This is a genomic window from Bradyrhizobium sp. CCGB20, assembly GCF_024199855.1.
In the GTDB taxonomy this organism is placed as follows: domain Bacteria; phylum Pseudomonadota; class Alphaproteobacteria; order Rhizobiales; family Xanthobacteraceae; genus Bradyrhizobium.
Map to the genome: position 1 here is coordinate 8093767 of NZ_JANADN010000001.1, position 24477 is coordinate 8118243.

Sequence of the window (24477 nt, forward strand, 5' to 3'; positions counted from 1 at the left end):
GAGGCGTCATGACCGAGAAGCTCGACATCGATCATCTGCGGCAATGGGTCGGCCGCAGCACGGAGGCCACCGACATCGTCACCGCGCAGCTCGTGAAGGGCCTGCGCGCGACACTTTTCCAGGACGTGGGCGAGCCCAAAACGGGCGACGCCGCGCCGTTCACGGTGCACTGGTGCCTGGCGCAACCGGTGTTTCCGATGTCGATGCTCGGCCCCGACGGCCATCCCACCCGCGGCGGTTTCCTGCCGCCGGTGCCGCTGCCGCGCCGGATGTGGGCCGGCGGCGAGATCGAGTTCCTGCAGCCATTGCAGGTTGGCGATGAATCGACCCGGACCTCACGCATCGCCGACGTACAGGTGAAATCAGGCTCAACCGGCACGCTGTGCTTCGTCTCGGTCGAACACAGCATCTCCTCGCCGCGCGGCACAGCCATCCGCGAGCGGCAGGACATCGTCTACCGCGAGATGACGGGCAGCGCGCCCGCTGGCGCCAAGGCCCCGCCTCCGCCGCCGAAGGCGCAGCACCGCGAAACGCATGTCTCCGATCCCGTGCTGCTGTTTCGTTATTCCGCGCTGACCTTCAACGGCCACCGCATCCATTACGACCGCGACTACGTTACCAAAGTCGAGGGCTATCCGGGCCTGATCTTCCACGGCCCGCTGCAGGCGGCGCTCATCATCGAGATGGCGGCAAAGCTGCACGGCGGCAAGGCGCCGAAGAAGTTCACCTATCGCGGCCTGCAGCCGCTGTTCGAGGGCACGGAGTTCTCCATCAACGCCAACGAGACCGCTGATGGCATGGAGCTGTGGACCGCGAATGCGGAGGGGCAGCCGACGATGAAGGGGACGGCGGTGTGGTGATACGCTGCTGTTTCCTCCTCGTCATTGCGAGCGAAGTGGCGATGTAGGAACCTAGACCCTCACCCTGAGGAGCGCGCCCTTCGCGCGCGTCTCGAAGGGCGAGGCCACCAGCCGGGCCTTCATCCTTCGAGACGCGCGAAGACGCGCTCCTCAGGATGAGGAATTAACAGGGGACGGAAACCATGGCCAAGAACGGCAAGACCGGCAGCAAGTCCGTCACCGTCAAGCAGGCGACGCTCGATCTGCTGCGCTCGTTCGGCATCGACAGGGTGTTCGGCAATCCCGGCTCGACCGAGCTACCGTTCCTGAGCGACTGGCCCGATGACATCGACTATGTCTTGGCGCTGCAGGAGGCCTCGGCCGTCGGCATGGCCGATGGTTACGCGCAGGCGACGCGCAATGCCGGCTTTGTCAATCTGCATTCGGCGGCCGGCGTCGGCAACGCGCTCGGCAACATCTACACCGCGCATCGCAACCAGACGCCGCTCGTGATCACCGCGGGCCAGCAAGCGCGCTCGATCCTTCCCTTGCAGGCGTTCCTCTATGCCGAGCGCGCATCGGAATTCCCGCGGCCTTACGTGAAATACAGCGTCGAGCCGGCGCGGCCCGAGGACGTGCCGGCCGCGATCGCGCGCGCCTATTACACCGCGATGCAGCCGCCCTGCGGGCCGACCTTCGTGTCGATCCCGATCGACGACTGGGCGCATGCCTGCACGCCGGTCGAGGCGCGCAAGGTCAGCCGCGAGGCCGGTCCCGAGGCGGAGGCCATGAAGGCGCTGGTCGCAGCGCTCGGCTCCGCAAAGCACCCTGCCCTCGTCGTCGGCCCCGGGGTCGACCGCGCCGGCGCGGTCGAGCTGATGGTGCGCGTCGCCGAGAAAGCGAAGGCGAGCGTGTGGGTCAGCCCGTTCTCGGCGCGCTGCTCGTTCCCGGAACGGCATCCGCAATTCGCGGGCTTCCTGCACGCCTCGCCCGCGCAACTCTCCGATGCGCTGCGCGAGCACGACCTCGTCGTCGTGGTCGGCGCGCCGGTGTTCACCTTCCATGTCGAGGGCCATGCCGCGATCTTCGATGGCGGCGCGACGATCTTCCAGATCACCGACGATCCGGACGCGGCGGCGGTGACACCCGTCGGCACCAGCATCATCGCGACGATGAAACCCGCGCTCGCGATGCTGCTCGACCTCCTGCCGGACAGCAAGCGCGCCACACCAAAAGGCCGCACGCTGCCGCCGGCGCCGCCAGCCGCCGATCCGCTCCCGGTCGAATTCCTGCTGCACTCGCTGTCGCAGGCGATGCCGGATGGCGCATCGCTAGTCGAGGAGGTGCCCTCGCATCGGCCGGCGATGCAGAAGTTCATGCCGATGCGCGGCCAGGACAGTTTTTACACCATGGCGAGCGGCGGTCTCGGCTACTCGCTCCCTGCGGCGGTCGGCATGGCACTGGGCAAGCCGAAGCAACGGACGGTGTGCCTGATCGGCGACGGCTCGGCGATGTATTCGATCCAGGCGCTATGGACTGCCGCGCAGCGAAAGCTGCCGCTCACGATCGTCGTCATCAACAATTCCGGCTACGGCGCGATGCGCTCGTTCAGCCAGGTGATGCAGGTGCGCAACGTGCCCGGGCTGGAGCTGCCGGGGATCGATTTCGTGCGGCTGGCGGAAGGTATGGGGTGCCATGCGGTACGGGTCAGCAAGGCCGCGGAGCTGGGCGAGGCGCTGAAGCGCGGAATGGCGTTCGAGGGGACGAGCCTGGTGGAGGTCGTCGTGGATTCGGCGGTGCCGGTGCTCTACGGGCAGAAGCATTGACGAAGCGCGTCGTACCGTAGCCCGGATGAGCGCAGCGATATCCGGGGTGCAGCGGAGGTCCCGGATGTCGCTTCGCTCATCCGGGCTACGACATCACGACGCCAGAAATCCTCCGTCCGCCGCCAGCACATGACCGACGACATAGGATGATGCATCGGACGACAGCCACACCACCGCCTCGGCCACCTCCTCCGGGCTCCCCATCCGCCGCAGCGGCAGGCCGGCACTGACGGTGGCGATATCGCCGACGCCGGCGCGCAGCATCATGTCGGTGACGACACGGCCGGGGGCGATGGCGTTGATACGGATACCGCGCGGCGCATTCTCCATCGCGGCCGAACGTGTCAGCGAGATCGCAGCGGCCTTCGAGGCGGAATAGAGCGAGAAGCCGGGATTGGGATTGCGCACACCGCTGACGGAGGCGTTGACGACGATGCTGCCGCGCCCCTGCGCCAGCATCGCCGGCAATTGATGGCGCAGGCACAGGAACAGCGCGCGGACATTGGTGTCGAACACGCTGTCGTAGATATCAGTGCCCTGCTCTTCCAGCGGCGCGCGGCGTTCCTGGAAGCCCGCATTGTTGAAGGCCACGTCGAGCCGGCCGCAACGCTCAATCGCCGTACGGACGAGGCGCACGACGTCGTCCTCGCGCGTGATGTCGGTCCGAAGCAGGATGGCGTCCGCGCCGAGCTCGCGGCACGCGACCGCGGTGGCGTCGATTTCGGCCTCCCGCCGGCCCGCGACGATGATCGCTTCCGCGCCTTCCGCCGCCATCCGCAAGGCCGTGGCGCGGCCGATCCCGCTGCCGCCGCCCGTGACGAGACAGACCTTGCCTTTCATCCGCTCACCAGGTGGCAAAGTTCCGTTCATCGCTCACTCCAAAACGCTTGCGCGCGCCGCTGCGCGCATATAGTTGTATGATACAACTATATGCCTGGAGTCAAGCCGTGGCCGAGCTTTCGCTGATCGACGACATCCGCGCCGCCTCGCGCCTGATGGTGCGCGAACTCGGCTTCATGGATGCGACGGTGGCGGCCTCGGACTATCCGCCCTCGGCCGTGCACACCATCCTGGAGATCGGCATCCGCGGTCCCATGACATCAGGCGAGCTCGGCAATTTCCTGCGGCTGGAAAAATCCAGCGTCAGCCGCATGGTGCGCAAGCTGATCGATTGCGGCGAGCTCAGGGAGACGCCGGATGAGGCGGACGCGCGCAGCAAGCTGCTATCGCTGACGGCGAAGGGGCGGCGCACGCTGGAGGCGCTGCATGCGTTCGGTCGCCAGCAGGTGAGCGGCGCGCTGGCGGCGTTGACGGCCGCGGAACAGCGCACGGTGCGCGAGGGCATGATGCTCTATGCGCGGGCGCTCAGGCAGAGCCGGGCGGCGGATGAGGGGCAGGCGGTGGCGTAGCTACCGGTGTCGTCCCCGCGAACGCGGGGACCCATACCGCGTGATCTATCGATGAAGCGCGGGTGTCAGTACCGAATAACTATTAGTCTTCGCCAAATTCCTCCCTGTGGTTATGGGTCCCCGCGTTCGCGAGGACGACAGCGAGGGTTTGGTGCCCGCCTGCCCTACTTCCCGAAATCGTCCCGCATCTTCGCCTGGATCTTGGCCATGCCGCCGATCCAGCGGTCGTAATTCTCGGTCTTCTTGCGCATGTAGCCGAGCACCTGGGGGTGTGGCAGGATCAGGAACGTCTCCTGCTCAAGGCCGGCGAGGACGTCCTTTGCCACTTGCTCCGGCGTCAGGTCGCCGTCGCCGGACTGCGGGCCCTTCGGGATCGATCGCAGCATGTTGGTGTCGACGCCCTGCGGACAGAGGATCGAGACACGGATGTTGTGCGCCTTGTGCGAGATCGCGAGGTTTTCGGCAAACCCGACCGCGGCATGCTTGGTGGTGGAATAAGCCGGGCTGCCGACCTGCGACAGCAGGCCCGCGGCCGAGATCGTGTTGAGGAAATAGCCGCCGCCGCGCGCCTTCATACGGGGGATGAGATGCCGCGCCGCATAGACATGCGCCATGACGTGGATCGCCCAGCTCCGCTGCCAGGGCTCGTCCGAGGCGCCACCGGCATTGACCGACATCGGATCGAAGCCGCCGCCAATGCCGGCATTGGAGCAGAACAATTCGATCGGGCCGAACTGCCGCTCGGTCTCCTCGATGACGTGCGAAATGTCCTTCTCCTGCGCGACATCGCATTTGAAGGCCGCACCATCCACCGTGGCCGCGACCGCCCTGGCGTTGGCGGCGTCCATGTCGGCGACGACGACCTTCGCCGCGCCCGCCTTGTGAAAAGCCTCGCACAGCGCCTTGCCGATGCCGTTTGCGCCGCCCGTGACGACCACGACCTTGCCGGTCACCTGCATGCGACGTCTCCTCTTGTCTTGTGCCGCTTGGCTTGTCTTATACCGCGTCGCTTATTCCGCGTCGCGGATCCTGCTCAGCTCAACACGAGGTCGAGCACCGCAGTATAATGGCACGCCGCGCCGGCCAAGACAAAGCCGTGCCAGATCGCATTCTGGAAGCGCAGCCGCCGCCAAGCATGGAAGATCACGCCAAAGCTGTAGAGCAGGCCGCCTGCAAGGAGGAAGCCCAGCGCCAGCGCGGGCAATGCCCTGACCACGGCGTCGTAGAGCATCACGCCGCTCCAGCCCATGGCGAGGTAGGTGCCGACTGCGACGCGATCGTACCGACCGGGATAGAGAAGTTTCAACACGATGCCTGATATCGCGACGCACCAGACGCCGGCGAGCAACACCAGCGCGAACACGCTGTCCTTCACCTCGAGGATGAACGGCGTGTAGGTCGCCGCGATCAGCAGATAGATCGCGGAATGGTCGAACCGCCGCAGCAGCCATTTGGCCGGCGAGACCGGCCAGAGATTATAGGTCGCCGACAGCACCAGCATCGAGAGCAGGCCGGCAACATAGATCGAGACCCCGACGATGTTGGTCGCGTCGGCATAGACCGCGGCCAGCACCACCAGCACGGTAGCGGCGATGATGCCGGAGAGGACGCCGATCGCATGTATCACGCCGTCGGCGATCAGCTCGGCACGGTCGTAGTTCCAGCCGACCGCATCGGCTGCGGCGTGGACGGAGGTGGACGCAAGTTGTTTCAATGTGAAGATGGTCATGGCAATCCGCAAAGCGAGGCAATGCAATCTTCTAGAGGTCTTCCGGGACCCGCGCGTCGTTCAAACGGCTGATTTGCCGACAAAGGCGGTGGAAGTATGAAGCTTGATTTTCTTCAAGCAGTTGCCACTTTTGTGATTAGTCCTTTTTGCGTATTCGCCCTCGCCCGAGATCCCCGTTCATATGGCATTCAGTTTCCAGGATATGGTCGAAGAGGCGCGCCTGTCCGCGAGGGCCCTGATCGACTATGGCGAGCACTTCTTCAACCCGACGGTGCGGCTCGGCGTCACCGGCCTGTCACGGGCCGGTAAGACCGTATTCATCACCGCGCTGATCCACGGCCTCACCCGCGGCGGCCGGTTTCCGGTGTTCGAGGCCTATGCCTCGGGCCGGATCGCGCGGGCGCATCTGGCGCCGCAGCCTGACGATGCCGTGCCGCGCTTTGCCTATGAGAACCATCTGCGCGCGCTGATCGAGGAGCGGCGCTGGCCGAACTCGACCGTCGACATCAGCGAGCTGCGCCTCGTCATCGACTACCAGCGCCAGAACGGCGCCGACCGTACGCTGACGCTCGATATCGTCGACTATCCCGGCGAGTGGCTGCTCGACCTGCCGCTGCTGCAGAAGAGTTACGAGCAATGGTCGGCCGAGAGCCTCGCACTGTCACGCGAGGCGCCGCGCGCGCATCTGGCTGCTGACTGGCACGCGCATCTTGCAACGCTCAAGCCCGAGGCCCACGAGGACGAGCAGGCGACGCTGACGGCGGCAAAGCTCTTCACGGGCTATTTGCGCGCCTGCCGCGACGAGCGCTTCGCGATGAGCCTGCTGCCGCCCGGGCGCTTCCTGATGCCCGGCAATCTCGCCGATACGCCGGCGCTGACCTTTGCGCCGCTCGACGTGCCCGTTGGCGGCCAGGCGCCGGAGGGCTCGCTGTGGGCGATGATGGTCCGCCGCTTCGAGGCCTACAAGGACGTCGTGGTCCGCCCGTTCTTCCGCGATCATTTTGCGCGGCTCGATCGGCAGATCGTGCTGGCCGATGCGCTCGCCGCGTTCAACTCCGGCCCCGAGGCGCTGCACGATCTCGAAGCCGCACTCGCCGGCATTCTCGACTGCTTTCGCATCGGCCGCAGCACCTTCCTCTCCAGCCTGTTCCGTCCGCGCATCGACCGCATCCTGTTCGCAGCGACCAAGGCCGACCATCTGCATCATTCCAGCCACGACCGGCTCGAAGCGGTGCTGCGCCGCGCCGTCTCGCGCGCCGCGGCGCGCGCGGAGGATACCGGAGCCGAGATCGATGTGGTCGCGCTCGCCGCCGTGCGCGCCACGCGCGAAGCCCAGGTCGCCCATGGCCGCGACAAATTGCCGTCGATCCTAGGAACGCCGGCGGCCGGCGAAAGCGCCGGCGGCGAGTTCTTCGACGGCAACACGGAGGTCGCGACCTTTCCGGGCGATTTGCCGCTGGATCCCGAGCCGCTGTTCAACGGCACCGATGCATTCCGCGGCCTCTCGACGGAAGCTGCCGAAAAGAGCGATTTCCGCTTCCTGCGCTTCCGTCCGCCAAAGCTCGAACGCGAGGGCAATGACGAGCCGGCGCTGCCACACATCCGCCTCGACCGTGCCTTGCAGTTCCTGATCGGAGACAAGCTGTCATGAACGACCGATCCCAGCAGCGGCGGCCGGCGACGTTCCGGCTCGACGATCCCGGCGTCGTCGTCACCGAAGCCGACGAGACCAGCCGGCTCGGCCGCGCCACCATCCAGATCACGCCGGAGCATGATCCGGCGACGCTGCCGGTGCCGATCGAAGCCGCGCTTCCCGCGCGGCGCGGTTTTCCCTGGGGCACGCTGTTCTGGTCCGGCCTCGCCGGATTGACGCTGCTCGGCACCGGGCTCGGCGTCGTGCATCTGATCGAGGATCTGTTTGCGCGCAGCGAAAGCCTCGGCTTCGTCGGCCTCGCCCTCGCATTCGTCACCGCGCTCGCACTCGCGGTGGTGATCGGGCGCGAGGCGTTCGGGCTGGCGCGCCTCGCGACCATCGAGAAACTGCATCAGCGCGCCGCCGCCGTGCTTGCCAATGACGACCGCAAGGAGAGCCGCATCATCGTGCAGGATCTGCTGAAGATCGCGCACCAGAACCCGCAGCTCGCGCGTGCCCGCGCGACGCTGGAAAGTCACGCCGGCGAGATCATCGACGGCGCCGACATGATCCGGCTCGCCGAGCGCGAGCTGATGTCACCGCTGGATGCGGAGGCGCGGCGGCTGGTGTCGTCGGCCGCGCAAAAGGTCTCGATCGTGACTGCGGTCTCCCCACGCGCGGCGATCGACGTGATGTTCGTGTTCGTGGCTGCGCTGAGATTGATACGCCAGCTTGCGCGCCTCTATGGCGGCCGCCCAGGCGCGCTCGGCATGATCCGCCTGCTCCGCCACGTCATCGCCCATCTCGCCATCACCGGCGGCATGGCCGCAAGCGACAGCCTGGTGCAGCAGATGCTCGGTCATGGCATTGCGGCAAAGCTGTCGCAGCGGTTGGGTGAAGGCGTACTGAACGGGCTATTGACGGCGCGGCTCGGATTGGCCGCGATCGACGTCACAAGGCCGCTGCCATTCGCGGCGCTGCCGCCGCCGAAACTGTCGGACCTCGCGACGGATCTGCTGCGGAAGAAGGACGAGGAGGCGTAGCCCTTCGTGCCGCGCATTCGCTGCACCCTCTCCCCTTGTGGGAGAGGGTGGCTCGCCGCGATAGCGGCGAGACGGGTGAGGGGTAACTCTCCACGAATACAGATCTACCCATGTGGATAGAGACCCCTCATCCGGCGCTTCGCGCCACCTTCTCCCACAAGGGGAGAAGGAAGAGGTCACTGCCTTCTTGGCTACGCAAACGCCGAGAGCGATTGAAACTCCCCCGCCAGCACTTTCCATTGAAACAGCGGCGAGTCCTTCGGCGGCGATAGCTCCGGGGTCCAGCCGCTGAGCTTTTCAATCGCGTAAGTATCCGTCAGGACGCCGCGCCAGCGGCGCTCGACCTGGCCGAGCTGCTCGCGTTTGGCGGGGATGTTCTGCCACAGCGACGACCGGTTGTCCGGCTCGCGGCCGACATAGATGCCCGCGTGCCCGCTGATCCGGTCCATGCCGGGATCGCGGAAATCCTGGAAGCGGCCGCGTTCGTTGATCTCGATGACGGGGACGCGGCCCCTGAACAGCCAGCGCATCATCGCGTAGGTGCGATAGTCCGTGGTCGCGATCCAGGTCGCACCTGTTTCGTCGAGCGCGGCCTGCGCACGCGCCGCGACCTGCTCGTAGCCGGCCTCGGCACCGATCGGATCGATCTTGCCGAGGAGATTCCAGGGCGCCGCGACGTAGTAAAAGAAGACGATCACGACGAAGGCGATGCCCGTCGTGACGGCCGTCCTGGCCCAGAACACCGATGATCGGAGCATTCGTGCCGACCATCCCTCCTTCGTCATCGTCGCGAGGTTGACGGCGGCAGCGGCAAAACCGACCGGCCACATGAACATCGGCCAGGTGTCGCCGACCCTGAGCGTCAGCGACTTGAAGAAGAAATAGAGGAACGGCACCAGCACCGCGGTCGACAGCAGGATCGCGACCGGCTCGCGCGTGCGATAGCCGCGCCACGCCGTCATCACGAGGCCCGTCAGCACCACCGGCAGCATGACGAAGCCGACCAGGCCGAATTGCAGGCCGATGTAATCGCCGATGGTGCGCAGCGAGATGCCGTAATTGGCGGTGGCCCGCACGCCCTGGAAACGGAACGAGGCCCAGTCGTGCTGCGCGTTCCAGATCAGCACCGGCGAGAACACGGCAATCGCGATCAGCACCGCGAGATAGGGATAAGGGCTGCGCAGCCAGCGCCAGCGCCAATCCGGCACCAGCAGAAACGCGGCGACCGCCGGCGCGAACATGATCGCGGTGAATTTCGACAGCATCGACAGGCCCGCGAACAGCCCGGCCGCAAGCCACCAGCGGCCGTCGCCGCTCTGCGCCAGCCGCACCAGCGACCACATCATCGCCACGGCGAACGGAATCATCGCGACATCGGGCGCGACCTTGGCTATCAGCAGGCCGTAATAGAGCGCGGCCTCCGGCATCAGCACCGCGAGCACCACCACGCGCACATCATGGGTGAGGCGGCGAACGATGTCGGCGAGCAGCAGCTGCGTCACCAGCATCGCGACGATGCCACTGATGCGCACGCCGAGCGTGGTGTCGCCGAAGATCGCGGTACCGAGCCGGATGAGCCAGGCGATCATGGGGGGATGATCGAGGAAGCTGAGCGCCGTCTCCTTCGACCAGGTCCAGTAATAGGCCTCGTCCGTGCGCAGCTCGATCGCGGAAGCATAGACGATGCGCAGCACCGTCATCGCCGCGATGACCAGCACAGCCACGAGGAGCGGGCGGCGGGCGAGGCTGCGGGGGAACACGGTGATGTCGGGGGCTGTCGTCACGCCCGCGCTTTTCGCCAACCTCGGAGGGGGAGTCAATGCGGGGAAGTCCCCTGTCGCCCCGCGGAAGCGATCGTAGGGTGGGCAAAGCGGAGCGTGCCCGCCATGGGGATTGACGGATAGAAATGGTGGGCACGGCGCGCAAGGGCGCGCCTTTGCCCACCCTACGATTTCGCAACCTTGTCGGGCATGTGACTTCACAATCTGTCCACGGCGGGAATTAACCGCTACGCTGGCTGTTCTCCTTCATGAACTGATACAATCGAATCATGGCCACCGCTCCTGCCCACATGACCGAACTCGTCCGCGCCACCAGCGTGCGGCAGGTGCGGCTGGTCTGCGGCATCATCCTGTTCGCCTATGTGGTCAGCCATCTGCTCAACCACGCGCTCGGCAACATCTCTGTCGATGCCATGGAGGCCGGGGTCTACTACCACACCGTGTTCTGGCAGTTCCTGCCTGTTGCGATCGTGTTCTACACCGCGGCGCTCACCCATATGGGGCTTGGCATCTACGCGCTGTACCAGCGCCGGCAGTTCCGCTGGCGGACCGTCGAGCCACTCCAGCTCCTGCTGGGCCTGAGCATCCCTGCGCTCATCATGGCGCATGTGATCGGGATACGGCTCGGCCTGACGCTCTACGGGCACGAGAAACTTTACCCGCAGGAACTCTATCTGTTCTTCGTCCTGGCGCCCTCCCGGCTCTGGCAGATGACGATTTTACTCGTGGTCGCCTGGGTGCACGGTTGCGTCGGCATCTATTTCTGGCTTCGCATGAAGACCTTCTTCACGCGCGCCGCGCCCTATCTGCTCGCAGCCGCCGTACTGATCCCGACGCTGGCGATGCTCGGCATCTACCAGGGCGGGCGGAGCGTTGCCGCCGACAGCGACGACGCGGACTGGCGCAAGACGAATTATACGAGGCAACAGGTCGGCACGGTCGCGGAAAACAAAGTGCTCGACCGCATCAGCGGCGGTCTCGTCACGGGCTATTTTGGCCTGCTCGCCCTCGCGTTGGCGGCGCGCGGCGTACGTGCCTTGCGCGAGCGGCGCGGCGGCATGATCGCGCTGTCCTACGGCAACGGCAAGACAGTGCGCGTGCCGAAAGGCCTCTCCGTGCTGGAAGCGAGCCTGCGCCACAACGTGCCGCATGCCAGCGTCTGTGGCGGCCGCGCCCGCTGCTCGACCTGCCGCATCCGCGTCATCGGCGATCATGGCGCCCTGCCCGAGCCGTCACAGCGCGAGGCCTTCGTGCTCGCCCGCGTCGGCACTGCTGACCCCTCGATCCGGCTCGCCTGCCAGCTGCGGCCGGACTCGGATCTCTCCTTCTTCCAGCTCTTTACGCCCCACACGCATGCGGCGGACGGGCAGGCCTCGATGCCGGCCAGGATCGGCCAGGAACGCTACCTCGTCAGCCTGTTCGTCGACATGCGCGGCTCGACGCAGCTCGCCGAGAAGCGGCTGCCGTTCGACACCGTCTTCATCGTCAACCGCTTCCTCGGCGCGGTGTCGCAGGCCGTGATCGAGAACGGCGGCCAGCCGAACCAGTTCGTCGGCGACGGCATGCTGGCGCTGTTCGGGCTGTCGGCCGATCCGCACGAAGCCTGCCGGCAGGCGCTGAAGGCCGCCGCCGGCATCGCCACGCATATCGACGAATTGAATGAGCTCTTGAGCCATGATCTGCGCCAGCCGATCCGTTTCGGCATCGGCATTCACGGCGGCGAGGTCATCATCGGCGACATCGGCTATCGCGATCACATCGTCTTCACCGCGCTTGGCGATGCCGTCAACGTCGCCGCCCGGCTCCAGGACATGACCAAGACGCTGGCCTGCGAAGCCATCGTCTCGGAGGAGGTCCGCCGCACCGCCGACCTTGCCGAGGATGCGCTGCCGCAACAGGAGGTCGCGATCCGCGGCCGCGACGAGCCGATGGCCGTGCGCGTCGTTGCGGATGCAAGGGAACTGTCGGTCCTCGTCGATCACAGCGCGCGCGTCGCGGCTTGAGTCTTCGCCTCCCCGCAGGCGGGGCGAGGGAGAGCACCGCTACCGCGGCAATAACTCGGCTCGCCACGTAACACCGGCTTGCTGCAACGCAACGGCATGGGCCTGCTGCGAAAGCACGAATTGACTTCATCCAAATCGTTGCGACAGATGAGCGCGGGATCGCGGTGATGACCGCTGGTCCAACGAAAAGCTCCGGGAGGAGACCAGAATGTTCGATCGACGCGACCTGCTCAAAGGAGCGGGCCTCGCCGCTATTGCGGCCACACTGAATTCCACCAAGGCGCTGGCACTCGACACCGTCACCCTGCCTTTCACCAATGGCGAGCGGCCGCTGGTGAAGTATCCGCAGAAGCGGCCGATGATCGGACTGACCAGCCGGCCGCCGCAGCTCGAGACGCCGTTCGCGGTGTTCAATGACGGCCCGATCACGCCGAATAACGCGTTCTTCGTGCGCTATCACCTCTCGGACCTCCCCTACAATCTCGATCCCGACAAGTTCACGCTCGAGGTCAAGGGCAAGGTCGACAAGCCGCTCAAGCTGTCGCTCAAGGACATCAAGAAAATGAAGGCGACAGAGATCGTCGCCGTCAACCAGTGCTCCGGCAATAGCCGCGGCTTTTCAGAGCCGCGCGTTGCCGGCGGCCAGCTCGCCAACGGCGCCATGGGCAATGCGCGCTGGCGCGGCGTGCCGCTGAAGGCGGTGCTGGAGATGGCGGGCGTGCAGAGCGGCGCCAAGCAGGTCACCTTCAACGGCATGGACGGTCCGGTCAGCGACAAGACGCCGGATTTCGTCAAGGCGCTCGATCTCGATCACGCCACCGACGGCGAGGTGATGCTGGCCTACGGCATGAACGGCGAGGACCTGCCGTTCCTCAACGGCTTCCCGCTCCGTCTGATCGTGCCCGGCTATTACGGCACCTACTGGGTCAAGCACCTCAACGAGATCACCGTCATCGACAGCGTCTATGACGGTTTCTGGATGAAGTCGGCCTATCGCATTCCGGACACCCCGAACAATGCGATCGAGCCGGGCACCGCGCCGAAGGCGACGATCCCGATCAACCGCTTCACCATCCGCTCTTTCATCACCAGCGTTCCCGACGGCGCCAAGCTGAAGGCGGGAGCGACGACGCTGCGCGGCATCGCCTTCGACGGCGGCAAGGGCATCAAGGAGGTCCAGGTTTCCACCGACGGCGGCAAGACCTGGGCCAGCGCCAAGCTCGGCAAGTATCTCGGCAAATACTCATTCCGTGAATGGAAGCTGCCGGTGAAGCTCGCGGCGGGCGCCCATGAGCTGAAGGTGCGCGCCACCGGCAATGGCGGCGAGACCCAGCCGGATACGCCGCGCTGGAACCCGGCGGGTTATCTACGCAACGTCGTCGAAACCGTCCGCGTGACCGTGGCCTGAGGGAGAATGATCATGCAGCGCACCGTTCTCCTCGCCATCTCGCTCGCTGTCGCCGCCGGCATCGGCGCCGTGACCGCAGCGCCCGTCAACTATAAGCTCCCGGACGAGGTCGCCGCCTTCAAGCCCGGCCCCAATCTCGAGGTCGTGCAGGGCAATTGCAGCGCTTGCCACTCGGCCGATTACGTCAGCACGCAGCCGCCGATGAAGGACAAGAAGGCCTTCTGGCAGGCCGAGGTGACCAAGATGATAAAGGTCTACGGCGCCCCGATCGACGATGCCGATGTCGGCAAGATCGTCGATTATCTGGCTGCGACTTATTGACGGATGGATCGCGGCGTTCGGATCAATTGACCGCGAAACGGGCAAAACCGGTAAAAACGCCGCGAAGTTGAGCGGAATTCGGCAAAATGCCGATGTGGTTTGAGCTACCAAGCCGGCCACAATCCGCGTATCCTGTTAGGACCGAACCGGCCGGTTGGCGGGGACTGGCGGTTCGAGATCTCGGAGGAAGACCCGCGGAGAAGACGTGATGGCTAAAGGTACGGTCAAGTGGTTCAACCCGACGAAGGGTTATGGATTTATCCAGCCTGCGTCGGGCGGCAAGGATGTGTTCGTGCATATCTCGGCAGTGCAGAAAGCCGGTCTGTCGTCCCTGAACGAAGGACAGACGGTGGAATACGAAGAGATCGCAAACCGGGGCAAGACCTCCGCAGAGAACCTCAAAGTATAAGGCCGCCAGCTTTTGCTGCCTCCCGGATCTGTCCGGGAGCCGGGCCAAAAAAATTTTAGAAGACGGCCAGTGCATTCGACGACAGGTGTTGCGACTGCACACGGAGAGCTATTTTCCCGCGAAGACCGCTTGTTCAACGCCACAGCAATGACAATCGCGACGGCATTTCGTTACTCCACCGGCAACGGTGCGTCGCGCTTGATCTCTTCCATCACCGCATAGGTTCGCGTCTCGCGCACGCCCGGCATCGAGAGCAAGGTCTCGCCGAGGAAGCGTCGATAGGCGGTCATGTCAGCCAGCCGCGCCTTCACAAGATAGTCGAAGCCGCCTGCAACCATGTGACACTCCAGCACCTCGGGCGCGAGTTTCACCGCGCGCGCAAAGCGCTCGAAATTGTCCGGCGTGGTCTTGTCGAGCAGCACCTCGACGAACACCAGAAGACCGAGGCCCAGCCGATGCGGATTGAGCCGCGCCCCATAGCCCTCGACGAAGCCCTCGCGCTGCAACCGCTTCAGCCGCTCGCCGATCGAGGTCGGCGACAGCCCGATGCGCTCGGCCAGTTCGACATTGGCTATGCGCCCATCCTGCTGCAAAACTGCGAGGATCTTCCGGTCAATTCGATCGAGTTCCATATTTTATGCGGCCAACATCAGAGTTACCTTCACTTTCTAAGGTAAAATGACTAACTTGTCTATCGAACTACGGTCACGCGGGCCTTATCCTGGATTTCAGCCACAGGACGCGCCATGCCGAACATCCCGCCTCCCTTCTCCGCTCCCTACGCACCCGATGATGCCGAGATCGCCGCGCGCCTTTTGCCGGCGTCGCATCTTGGTCCGCCGCAGGAAGCACGGATCGACCGCACCGCGACGCGGCTGATCGAGGCGATCCGCAAGCGCGACGACCGGCTCGGCGGGGTCGAGGACATGCTGCGGGAGTTCGCACTCTCGACCAAGGAAGGGCTGGCGCTGATGGTGCTGGCCGAGGCGCTGCTGCGCGTGCCAGACGCGCGCACCGCCGACCAGTTCATCGAGGACAAGCTCGGCGAGGGCGACTTCATCCATCACGAGACCAAGTCCACGGCGTTCCTGGTCAACGCCTCGGCCTGGGCGCTCGGCCTCTCGGCGCGGGTGATCCAGCCCGGCGAGACACCCGACGGCACCATCGGCCGGTTGGTGAAGCGGCTGGGCGCGCCTGCGGTGCGCACCGCCACGCGCCAGGCGATGCGGCTGATGGGCAATCATTTCGTGCTGGGCGAGACCATCGAGCAGGCGCTGGAGCGGGGTAAGCCGCGCTCGGGCCAGAAGCCGCGCTATTCCTTCGACATGCTCGGCGAAGGCGCGCGCACGGCTGCGGATGCGACGCGCTATTTCGACGCCTATGCGAGCGCGATCGAAACCATCGGCAAGGCGGCCGGTAGCAATCCCCTGCCCGACCGGCCCGGCATCTCCGTCAAGCTGTCGGCGCTGCATCCGCGCTTCGAGGCGATCAGCCGCGACCGCGTCATGACTGAACTGGTGCCGCAACTGCTGGACCTCGCGCAGCGCGCCAAGGCCCATGATTTGAACTTCACTGTCGATGCCGAGGAAGCCGACCGGCTGGAGCTGTCGCTCGACGTGATCGCGGCAACGCTCGCCGATCCGTCGCTGAAGGGCTGGCACGGATTTGGCCTGGCGATCCAGGCCTATCAGAAGCGCGCGAGCGCCGTGATCGACTATGTCGACGCACTCGCCCGCGCGCATGACCGCAAGCTGATGGTGCGGCTGGTCAAGGGCGCCTATTGGGACACCGAGATCAAGCGCGCGCAGGAGCGCGGGCTCGACGGCTATCCCGTGTTCACGCGCAAGGCGATGACGGATCTGAACTACGTCGCCTGCGCGTCAAAACTGCTCGGCTTGCGGCCGCGCATCTTCCCGCAATTCGCCACCCACAACGCGCTGACGGTCGCGACCGTGCTGGAGCTTGCACAGGGCAGCGGCGGCTTCGAATTCCAGCGCCTGCACGGCATGGGCGAAGCGCTCTACGAGCAGCTCGCCAAGGATCACCCCGACATCGCCTACCGCACCTATGCCCCGGTCGGCAGCCATCGCGACCTGCTCGCCTATCTGGTGCGGCGGCTGCTGGAGAACGGCGCCAACTCGTCATTCGTGGCGCAGGCGGCCGATTATCGCGTGCCGGTGCCGGCGCTGTTGCAGCGACCGGCCGATGCCATCGTCCGGCCGCAGCAGGCGACCCACCCCAGGATTCCGCTGCCAAGCGATCTGTTCGCGCCGGAGCGGCGCAATTCGCGCGGCGTCGAATTCGGCGCGCGCACCGCGCTCGACCGGTTGCTGGCAGACGTGAAGGCCGAGGCCGCCGACCGCAAGCCGATCGCGGATGCAACGGCGGATCAGGCCAACGCTGCGGTGACTGCTGCACGCGCAGGCTTTGCGGCCTGGAGCCGGACGCCGGCGGGCACGCGCGCGGCGGCGCTGGAGCAGGCCGCGCATCTGCTGGAGAACCGGAGCGCTCATTTCATCGCGCTGCTGCAAGCCGAGGGCGGCAAGACGCTCGACGATGCGCTCTCCGAGCTTCGCGAGGCCGCCGACTTCTGCCGTTACTATGCCGCGCAGGGCCGAAAGCTGTTCGGCTCCGATGCCGCCATGCCCGGCCCGACCGGCGAGAGCAATGCGCTCGCCATGCGCGGCCGCGGCGTGTTCGTGGCGATCTCGCCGTGGAACTTTCCGCTGGCCATTTTCCTTGGCCAAGTCACGGCGGCGCTGATGGCCGGCAACAGCGTGGTCGCAAAACCCGCCGAGCAGACCCCGCGCATCGCGCGCGAGGCCGTCGCCCTGCTGCACGAGGCCGGCATCCCCAGGCGCGCGCTGCATCTCGTCACCGGCGATGGCCGCATCGGCGCGGTGCTGACCGCGCATCCTGATATCGCCGGCGTCGTCTTCACCGGCTCGACCGAGGTCGCGCGGGCGATCAACCGGACGCTCGCCGCCAAGGACGGGCCGATCGTACCGCTGATCGCGGAGACCGGCGGCATCAACGCCATGATCGCGGATGCGACCGCGCTGCCCGAGCAGGTCGCCGACGACGTCGTGACCTCTGCCTTCCGTTCCGCCGGCCAGCGCTGCTCGGCGCTGCGGCTCTTGTTCGTGCAGGAAGACGTCGCCGACCGCATGATCGAGATGATCGCCGGCGCGGCGCGCGAGCTGAAGCTCGGCGATCCCGCCGACGTCGCAACCCATGTCGGCCCCGTGATCGACGCCGAAGCCAAGCAGCGCCTCGATGCGCATATCGCGCGGATGAAGAGCGAGGCGCGGCTGCACTTTGCCGGCACCGCGCCCGATGGCTGCTTCGTCGCGCCGCACATCTTCGAGCTCAAAAGCGCCGGCCAGCTCACCGAGGAGGTGTTCGGCCCGATCCTCCACGTCGTGCGCTATCGTGCCGAGAACCTCGAACGCGTCCTGCAAGCGATCGAGCGTAGCGGCTACGGGCTCACGCTCGGCGTCCACTCCCGCATCGACGACACGATCGAGGCCATCATCGACCGCGTCCAGGTCGGCAACATCTACGTCAACCGCAACATGATCGGCGCCGTGGTCGGCGTGCAGCCGTTCGGCGGCAACGGCCTGTCCGGAACCGGCCCGAAAGCGGGCGGCCCGCACTATCTCGCGCGCTTTGCAACCGAGCAGACCGTCACGATCAACACCGCGGCAGCCGGCGGCAACGCTGCCCTGCTCGCAGGGGAGGAGTAAGCGTAGCGAGGAGCGTTGCATCCCGGCAAAACATCGGTCTAATGGCTCCCCTGACTTCGCCTGCGCCAATTCCAGCGCGCGGGAAACAACAAGAGCGAGGGAGCAACGCCGCGATGGAAAAGGGCATTTTTGCGGGGCTGAAGGTTCTGGACTGCGCGAGCTTCATCGCAGCGCCTGCTGCCGCGACCGTGCTGTCGGATTTCGGCGCCGACGTCGTCAAGATCGAGCCACCCGGCGCCGGCGACCCCTACCGCAATCTGCCCAACCTGCCGGGCTATCCGACCGGCGAGCATAATTTCGCCTGGCTCCTGGAGGCCCGCAACAAGAAGAGCATCGCGCTCGACCTCTCCAGGCCGGAGGCGCAGGCCGTGCTCTACAAGCTCGTGGAAGAGGCCGACGTCTTCATCACCAACATGCCGCCGCCGGTGCGTGCCAAGCTCGGCATCACCTATGATCACCTCGCCCATCTCAACGACCGGCTGATCTACGCCTCCTTCACCGGCTACGGCGAGAAGGGTGAAGAGGCCAACAAGCCCGGCTTCGACAGCAACGCCTATTGGGCGCGCTCCGGCCTGATGGACCTCGTCCGCGCCGACACCGACACCACGCCGGCTCGCTCGGTCGCCGGCATGGGCGACCACCCCTGCGCCATGGCGTTCTACGGCGCGATCGTCACCGCGCTCTATCAGCGCGAGAAGACCGGCAAGGGCTCGCACGTCGCCTCCAACCTGATGGCGAACGGGGTGTGGGCGGCGAGCGTGCTCGCGCAGGCAAAACTGTGCGGAGCCAAGTTCGGCGAGCGGCGCCCGCGCGAGCGCGCGCTCAATGCGGTCGCCAACCATTATCAGTGCAAGGACGGCCGCTGGCTGATCCTGTCGCTGCTGAGCGAGGAGAAGCAATGGCCGACGCTGGCGCGCTGCCTTGGCCGCGAGGATTTGATCAACGATCCCCGCTTCGCCACCAAGGCCGACCGCCACGCCCGCTCGGTCGAGCTGATCAAGATTCTGGATGACACCTTTGCCACCAGGGACCTTGCCGAATGGCGCAAGATCCTCGACGGCAATGGCCTCGTGTTCGGCGTCGTCGGCATCCTGGACGACATCCCGAACGACAAGCAGATGCTCGACAACGAGGTGCTGGTGCCGTTCGAGAACGACACCATGCTCACCATCTCGAGCCCGATCTGGATCGACGGCGCGAAGAAAGTGCAGCCGCGCAAGCCGCCCGGCGTCGGCGAGCACAGTGACGAGATCTTGCGCGGGGCGGGATACGACGAGAACGCGATCAAGCAGCTGCGGTCGTCGGGGGCTGTGGGGTAAGGCGGAGAGCCGCCAGAGCCGTCATTGCGAGCGCAGCGAAGCAATCCAGAATCCCACCGCGGATGCATTGCTGGATTGCTTCGCTACGCTCGCAATGACGATGCCGTGCCATCCCGGTATAATCTCACGACCACATTCGTTGCGCGAGGTCTCGATGCCCAGTTATCGCCTGCACTACTTCCCCGAATCCGGCAACAGCTACAAGCTGGCGCTGATGCTGACGCTCTGCGGCGAGACGTTCGAACCGGTCTGGACCGATTTCGGCGGCGGCATCACGCGCACCGCGGAATGGCGCAAGGCCGTCAACGAGATGGGCGAGATCCCGGTGCTCGAAGTCGACGGCGTGAAGATGACGCAGACTGCGCCCCTCCTGCTGAAGCTCTCCGAGCAATACGGCCGCTTCGGCGCCGAGACGGCGGACGAGAAGTTCGAGCTGCTGCGCTGGCTGTTCTGGGACAACCACAAGCTCACCGGCTACATGGCGACCTATCGCTTCATGCGCGCCTTCACGCAAAACAATGATCCGCAGGTGCTGAAGCATTTTCGCCGGCGGCTCGACGACTTCCTCGGCATTCTCGAGGGCCATCTCCAGCACAATGCCTTCGCGATCGGCACCAGGCCGACGGTCGCCGATATCTCGATGATGGCCTATCTGCATTATCCGAGCGACGAGCACGGCTTCGATTTCGCGGAAAGCCATCCCGCCATCCACGCCTGGCTCGGCCGCATGGCGGCGCTGCCCGGCTGGAAGCCTGCGTATGAGCTGCTGCCGGGCAAGCGGATGACGAACTACGCGAAGTGAGGAGGCTCTTTCTTCTCCCTCTCCCCGCACGCGCGGAGAGGCGACGGGAGGCTACTTCAGCGCCAGCCAGCCGAGCGTGAACAGGATCCCGCCGATGATGACGACCACGGCGACCGCCCAGGTGCTGACGCGAATGCTGCCGGTGACCTGCTTGGCTTCCTCATTGCGCGCGATCTCGCGATTGCGCTCCTTGTCGGCGTCGCTCGTGTCCGTCATGGGTCATCCAAATCGGCTGGAGGTGGCCTAACGCGTCTTGATGAAGCACATGCCGATGCGGCTCGAAGCCGCGGCAGCCTGACAGGTGAGACCTTTAGCACAGGTCCATGACGTAAAACTCCTGTCCGGCGTTCCTGATCCCGCATTTTGCAGGGAACAATGCGCGCCCCAGCCATCTTCGTATTCGGTGCCGGCCAGCTCCCGGCTGCCGCGGGCCTGCGGCCGGCTGGCAAATCCGCGTGAGAAATCAGGGTGCTTGCCGGCGGCGAACGCGGTCAGGATGTCGCGGCGGCGCACCTGATCGCCGAAGAAATGCGGCGAAGCCGGCACGATGGTGGAATTGGACGGCTTGTCCGCCAGCCAGTCGACGCCCGGGAAATGGAAGCCGCCGATGCCGCGGGTCTGGTGGCAGCCCGAGCAGGTGACGTCATTGAGACGGCGCTGAAAACCCGCGACCGAGCGGATGTTCTGCATGTCCCCGCGCGCCGCGGCCTGCTTCAGCGCGCCGATCACGTCATTGTCGGTGAAGACGGGATCGCCGTTTCCCTCACCTTGCATCATGCCGAACTCGGGCTGCAACGCCGAAGCATCGAGGCCGGCGGGCGTCGGCACCACCGCAGCCTTGGCCAGGAACTTCTCGGGGATCAGCACCGTGCCGCGATCGAACTCGCGAAGATGATCGGGCGCCAGCAGCCAGTCTTTGAACTCGTGCCGCAGCGCGTCGTCCGCAACGATCCGGTCGCGGTCGATCTGGTTCTCCAGCGCCCCCTCCTCGAACGTCTTCGTCGCGGCGTTGTACTTGAACACCTTGAGCAGATAGTCGGAGCGGAAATCGTGCAGCGCCGATTTCGGCGCGATGGAGATCTGGACGTTGGTCTCGATGCGATCGAGCATGGCATCGTCGGGATGGAAGGAACTGCCGATCAGTCCCTGCCAGTCGCCATTGTCGAGCCAGCGCCGCGCGACCTCGGCGCAACTGACCGGCTTTCCGCTCGCATCCGTCTGGCGCGCATCCCTCGCCTTCATCACCAGATTGAGCGTCATCGGCAGCCGGGTCGCGGTCTTGCCGCCGTCCGGCCTGGTCTCGAAATGCGCCAGACGGTAGATCAGCCGGATCTCGCCGCAGGAGTCTTCCGCGACATAAGCGCGGTCCATGCGATTGACGATGCCGGCGAGCACGAAGCGCGTATCGCGTGATTTCAGATTGGCCCGGTCGAACAGCTGCACGTCAAAGCCTTCGCCAACGCCGATGGTCTCGGTCGGATAGGCCGCCTTCTGCCTGACGATGTAGCGGTCGAACTCCGCGTCGATTGCGGGCGGAATGTCCTTGAGCTGCGACAGCGAGGAAAACATCAGGTCGGTCGTCAGCGGAGCATCCGCGTTCCGTTCCGGCCACAGCAGGCGCGAGATCGTGAGCGAATCGTGCTGGTCGAGCTTGCGCAGCAGGTCGGGATCGGTGATCGCGGTGCCGCGGGTCAGCGGCGCGGTCTCCGCTGCAAAAAGCGCAACGGTGCCGCCGAACAGGACGACGACAGCAACGAGAATTCGCAACACGCGGCTCATGCCTCAGGTAACACCGCGCGGGGACGCCTATTCAAGCAAAAAGGCGCTTCACATGGTGGTGAAGCGCCTCTTCGAAAGTCGAATGTGCAACGCTTTAAGGCGCGATGAGATCAGCGCGAGACGATCAGGCCCTTGCTGGTGACGACGACCCAGCGGCCATCCTGGCGACGGATCGCATCGACGCGGCCAACTCCGGGGATGGGGTCGCCGGCATAGACCTCGTAGAGGCCTCCGCGGCCCTCGATCAGCGCACCGCCATTGGCGACGTCGCGCAGCACCCAGCCGTCGATGGTCGGCAGCCGGCTGACCTCGGTCTTGGGCGCGGCGGGCGTCGGAGCCGGAGTGGCAGCGGCGGTCGCAACCTGGGTCGGCGCGATCGAGCCGGTGGTTTCGCGGGCAGGTGCCGCGGCTGCCTGCGCAGGGGCAGCAGGCGGCGTGGCGCGGAGCTTGTCGACGGTCTCGGACAGCTTTGCGATTTTGGCCATCGGCTCGGCCTGCGCCTTCTCGAGCTTGTCGAGGCGGTCGTTGGCCCGGTTGAACTGGCTGAGGCCGGTCTTGGAGCTGTGCTCGACATTGGCCTTCAGCGCGACCAGATCGGCGTCGATCCGGGCGACAGAGGCGTCCAGCGCGCTGGTGTCGACGACCTGGGCCGGTGCGGGGGCCGGAGCTGCAAAGTGCATCATGCCGGCGGTCGCGAGCGCGCCGCTGATCGCGCCGACGCTGGCCGCAATCGCCACCACCGCAGCCATCGCCGACAGGCGGCGCTTGCCGCCGGTCTCGCGCGGCTCTTCCGCCTTCACATGCGGGGCAAACTCCTCACGGTCCCAGGAACGCTCCGAGGGCGCCATGACGATGAGCTTGCCGAGCTTCGGCTCGGGCTTGGTCTCGGCCTTCGGTTCAACCTTGGCTTCGAACTTCGGCACCTCGATCCGGGGTGGTTCGACCTTGACCGGATCAGCTTTGGGCGGCGCCTCGTGGTCCGGAGCGATCGAGGGGGCCTCGATCCCGGCAGCCTCGACGGCCTGCGGCGCGGTCGCGGCGGCCTCGACGAGACTCGTCGGTTCACCGGTCTCTTGGGCAGCCTGCTCAGCCATTGGTTCGCTCACAGTTCAAATACTCCACTCTGGATTGACCTTTTGGTAACTTTCATTGCTTGCGAAATCCTTACCTCTGGACCCGCTTACCGAAATTTTAGGAAGTCATCCGGGGCCGAATTTGGCCGGGAAAGTGGAACCGGTGTGGCGGGCGTCAAACAAATCGTAACCGGGGGAAGATGAACGGCCGCGCAACGCGCGGGCCGTCGCCAGTCACAGGTCCCCGGCCAACATGGCCCATCCCGTCAGGCCTTTGAGGGGTGCTAGAAAAGTGCATCAACGCGTTTGGTGTCGATGACGTCATCTTCGAGGAAAGCTCGACCGGCCGCGAGCTATTCGTCGTCCTCGATGGCGAGGCCGAGATCGCCAAGATCAGCGGCGCGAGCAAGACCTGCATCATCAAGCTCGGCAATTTCCGCCTCAACGTGATGTACAGCACCTCGGCCTGCATCACGCTGTTCGAGCCGCCCCGATGGCGTTTTAGGGCTCACCATTGACCATGGCGTGCTCGATCGCACTGTCAGTCAGCCCCCATTTGCGCAGCAGTTCCTGATAGCTGCCGTCCGCCATCAACCCGGCAAGCGCCTGCTTGAGCTTCTGGCCGAATTGCACGTCGTCCCTGGCGAAGCCGAGGCCCATGTCCTGGACGAGGAACGGCTTGCCGAGAATGACGTAGCGGTTGCCCTCGATCGTGTTCTGATAGGGGATCGTTTCGGCACCCTGGACCGCTGCGTCCGCGCGGCCCTGGTTCAACTGCAGCCGCGTATCTGGCGATCCGTCCGTCCCCACCACGATCACGGCGGGCTTGCCGGCTGCGACGCAATGCTCGTCGCTCCATTTCTCGATCGCCGCCGGCCAGATGGTCCGACGCGCGGTGGCAACCCGTTTACCGCACAGCGCGTCCAGATCCGGGAAGCGCGCGGCGTTGACCCGCAGCGCGAAGAACACCGAATTGGCATGCAGATAGTTCAGGAAGCTCACAGTGGCGCGGCGCTCCGGCGTGTCGGCCATGCCGGCAACGATGATGTCGGCGCGTCTGGTCTCGATCGAGCTGATCAGCTGGTCGAAGCTCGAATCGATCCAGTTCACCTTGATGCCCATCCTGGCCGCTAGGGCGTCGACGATGTCGACATCGAATCCAGTCAGCTTGCCGGACGCAGGGTCCTTGAATTCGAAAGGCGGATATTTCGGCACCGTCGCCGCGTTGATGATCGTCTTCGTCCCCTGTGCGCAGGCGATGCCCGCGGCGTGACCGAACGCGACCACGAGAGCGCCGAATGCGAGATAAAGGCGGGTTCGCGACAACATGATACTCCCCTGTGCGCCTCAATGGTGT

General features: G+C 65.6%; 22 protein-coding genes. 13 read left to right on the plus strand and 9 right to left on the minus strand.

Annotated features, from left to right (window positions below; all coding sequences use genetic code 11):
- Positions 1-8: 8 nt before the first annotated feature.
- Entirely contained in the window at positions 9-860 is an 852-nt protein-coding gene (locus NLM15_RS38035) for a MaoC family dehydratase N-terminal domain-containing protein (RefSeq protein WP_254123099.1), read from the plus strand.
- A gap of 182 nt (positions 861-1042) precedes the next feature.
- Positions 1043-2665 (plus strand): benzoylformate decarboxylase, encoded by a 1623-nt coding sequence (mdlC, locus tag NLM15_RS38040; RefSeq protein WP_254123100.1) that lies wholly within the window; start codon positions 1043-1045, stop codon positions 2663-2665.
- Between the two features lie 93 nt (positions 2666-2758).
- Here mdlC and NLM15_RS38045 read toward each other — a convergent pair whose 3' ends face one another.
- Entirely contained in the window at positions 2759-3535 is a 777-nt protein-coding gene (locus NLM15_RS38045) for an SDR family NAD(P)-dependent oxidoreductase (RefSeq protein WP_254123101.1), read from the minus strand.
- A gap of 77 nt (positions 3536-3612) precedes the next feature.
- Here NLM15_RS38045 and NLM15_RS38050 point away from each other — a divergent pair, with 77 nt between their 5' ends.
- The gene (locus NLM15_RS38050; RefSeq protein WP_254123102.1) at positions 3613-4074 is read left to right on the plus strand and encodes a MarR family transcriptional regulator; all 462 of its coding nucleotides are present in this window, start codon (positions 3613-3615) and stop codon (positions 4072-4074) included.
- 164 nt (positions 4075-4238) lie between these two features.
- Here NLM15_RS38050 and NLM15_RS38055 read toward each other — a convergent pair whose 3' ends face one another.
- Both NLM15_RS38055 and NLM15_RS38060 read right to left on the minus strand, forming a co-directional pair.
- Complete coding sequence (locus NLM15_RS38055; protein WP_254123103.1) at positions 4239-5033, minus strand: SDR family oxidoreductase; 795 nt, start codon at positions 5031-5033, stop codon at positions 4239-4241.
- A gap of 74 nt (positions 5034-5107) precedes the next feature.
- The gene (locus tag NLM15_RS38060) at positions 5108-5803 is read right to left on the minus strand and encodes a hemolysin III family protein (protein ID WP_254123104.1); all 696 of its coding nucleotides are present in this window, start codon (positions 5801-5803) and stop codon (positions 5108-5110) included.
- Positions 5804-5984: 181 nt separating this feature from the next.
- On the opposite strand from NLM15_RS38060, the gene NLM15_RS38065 reads away from it, so the two are divergent.
- Together NLM15_RS38065 and NLM15_RS38070 are read left to right on the plus strand one after the other, a co-directional pair.
- Complete coding sequence (locus NLM15_RS38065; RefSeq protein ID WP_254123105.1) at positions 5985-7454, plus strand: YcjX family protein; 1470 nt, start codon at positions 5985-5987, stop codon at positions 7452-7454.
- Positions 7451-8479: a YcjF family protein gene (locus tag NLM15_RS38070; RefSeq protein WP_254123106.1), complete on the plus strand. Its 1029-nt coding sequence runs from the start codon at positions 7451-7453 to the stop codon at positions 8477-8479. Before NLM15_RS38065 ends, NLM15_RS38070 begins: the two co-directional genes overlap by 4 nt.
- Before the next feature lie 191 nt (positions 8480-8670).
- Here the strand turns inward: NLM15_RS38070 and NLM15_RS38075 are convergent, their stop codons facing one another.
- On the minus strand, positions 8671-10263 hold the full coding sequence (locus tag NLM15_RS38075) for a glycosyltransferase family 39 protein (RefSeq protein WP_375166913.1): 1593 nt from the start codon (positions 10261-10263) through the stop codon (positions 8671-8673).
- A gap of 266 nt (positions 10264-10529) precedes the next feature.
- Here NLM15_RS38075 and NLM15_RS38080 point away from each other — a divergent pair, with 266 nt between their 5' ends.
- The 4 genes from NLM15_RS38080 to NLM15_RS38095 all read left to right on the plus strand — a co-directional run bounded on the left by NLM15_RS38080 (position 10530) and on the right by NLM15_RS38095 (position 14401).
- On the plus strand, positions 10530-12263 hold the full coding sequence (locus NLM15_RS38080; protein WP_254123107.1) for an adenylate/guanylate cyclase domain-containing protein: 1734 nt from the start codon (positions 10530-10532) through the stop codon (positions 12261-12263).
- A gap of 208 nt (positions 12264-12471) precedes the next feature.
- On the plus strand, positions 12472-13671 hold the full coding sequence (locus NLM15_RS38085; RefSeq protein WP_254123108.1) for a molybdopterin-dependent oxidoreductase: 1200 nt from the start codon (positions 12472-12474) through the stop codon (positions 13669-13671).
- A 12-nt stretch (positions 13672-13683) separates the two neighbouring features.
- Positions 13684-13992 (plus strand): cytochrome c, encoded by a 309-nt coding sequence (locus NLM15_RS38090; RefSeq protein ID WP_254123109.1) that lies wholly within the window; start codon positions 13684-13686, stop codon positions 13990-13992.
- A 208-nt stretch (positions 13993-14200) separates the two neighbouring features.
- Entirely contained in the window at positions 14201-14401 is a 201-nt protein-coding gene (locus tag NLM15_RS38095; protein ID WP_008134691.1) for a cold-shock protein, read from the plus strand.
- 170 nt (positions 14402-14571) lie between these two features.
- Here NLM15_RS38095 and NLM15_RS38100 read toward each other — a convergent pair whose 3' ends face one another.
- The gene (locus NLM15_RS38100) at positions 14572-15033 is read right to left on the minus strand and encodes an Lrp/AsnC ligand binding domain-containing protein (RefSeq protein ID WP_212484417.1); all 462 of its coding nucleotides are present in this window, start codon (positions 15031-15033) and stop codon (positions 14572-14574) included.
- Positions 15034-15147: 114 nt separating this feature from the next.
- On the opposite strand from NLM15_RS38100, the gene putA reads away from it, so the two are divergent.
- The 3 genes from putA (at position 15148) to NLM15_RS38115 (ending at position 20268) form a co-directional block, all read left to right on the plus strand.
- Positions 15148-18147: a bifunctional proline dehydrogenase/L-glutamate gamma-semialdehyde dehydrogenase PutA gene (gene putA, locus NLM15_RS38105; RefSeq protein ID WP_254123110.1), complete on the plus strand. Its 3000-nt coding sequence runs from the start codon at positions 15148-15150 to the stop codon at positions 18145-18147.
- Positions 18148-18260: 113 nt separating this feature from the next.
- Positions 18261-19466: a CaiB/BaiF CoA-transferase family protein gene (locus NLM15_RS38110; protein WP_254123111.1), complete on the plus strand. Its 1206-nt coding sequence runs from the start codon at positions 18261-18263 to the stop codon at positions 19464-19466.
- A gap of 154 nt (positions 19467-19620) precedes the next feature.
- Positions 19621-20268, plus strand: coding sequence for a glutathione S-transferase family protein (locus NLM15_RS38115; RefSeq protein WP_254123112.1), 648 nt, complete (start codon positions 19621-19623; stop codon positions 20266-20268).
- Between the two features lie 51 nt (positions 20269-20319).
- On the opposite strand, the gene NLM15_RS38120 is transcribed toward NLM15_RS38115, so the two are convergent.
- The 3 genes from NLM15_RS38120 to NLM15_RS38130 all read right to left on the minus strand — a co-directional run bounded on the left by NLM15_RS38120 (position 20320) and on the right by NLM15_RS38130 (position 23141).
- The gene (locus NLM15_RS38120; protein WP_200469919.1) at positions 20320-20484 is read right to left on the minus strand and encodes a hypothetical protein; all 165 of its coding nucleotides are present in this window, start codon (positions 20482-20484) and stop codon (positions 20320-20322) included.
- 27 nt (positions 20485-20511) lie between these two features.
- Positions 20512-22047, minus strand: a complete 1536-nt coding sequence (locus NLM15_RS38125) for a hypothetical protein (protein ID WP_254123113.1) — start codon at positions 22045-22047, stop codon at positions 20512-20514.
- 110 nt (positions 22048-22157) lie between these two features.
- Positions 22158-23141, minus strand: coding sequence for a hypothetical protein (locus NLM15_RS38130; protein ID WP_254123114.1), 984 nt, complete (start codon positions 23139-23141; stop codon positions 22158-22160).
- Between the two features lie 260 nt (positions 23142-23401).
- On the opposite strand from NLM15_RS38130, the gene NLM15_RS38135 reads away from it, so the two are divergent.
- Positions 23402-23638, plus strand: a complete 237-nt coding sequence (locus NLM15_RS38135; protein ID WP_254123115.1) for a hypothetical protein — start codon at positions 23402-23404, stop codon at positions 23636-23638.
- Here NLM15_RS38135 and NLM15_RS38140 read toward each other — a convergent pair.
- Positions 23622-24449: an ABC transporter substrate-binding protein gene (locus tag NLM15_RS38140; RefSeq protein WP_254123116.1), complete on the minus strand. Its 828-nt coding sequence runs from the start codon at positions 24447-24449 to the stop codon at positions 23622-23624. The genes NLM15_RS38135 and NLM15_RS38140 overlap by 17 nt on opposite strands.
- Positions 24450-24477: the final 28 nt, after the last annotated feature.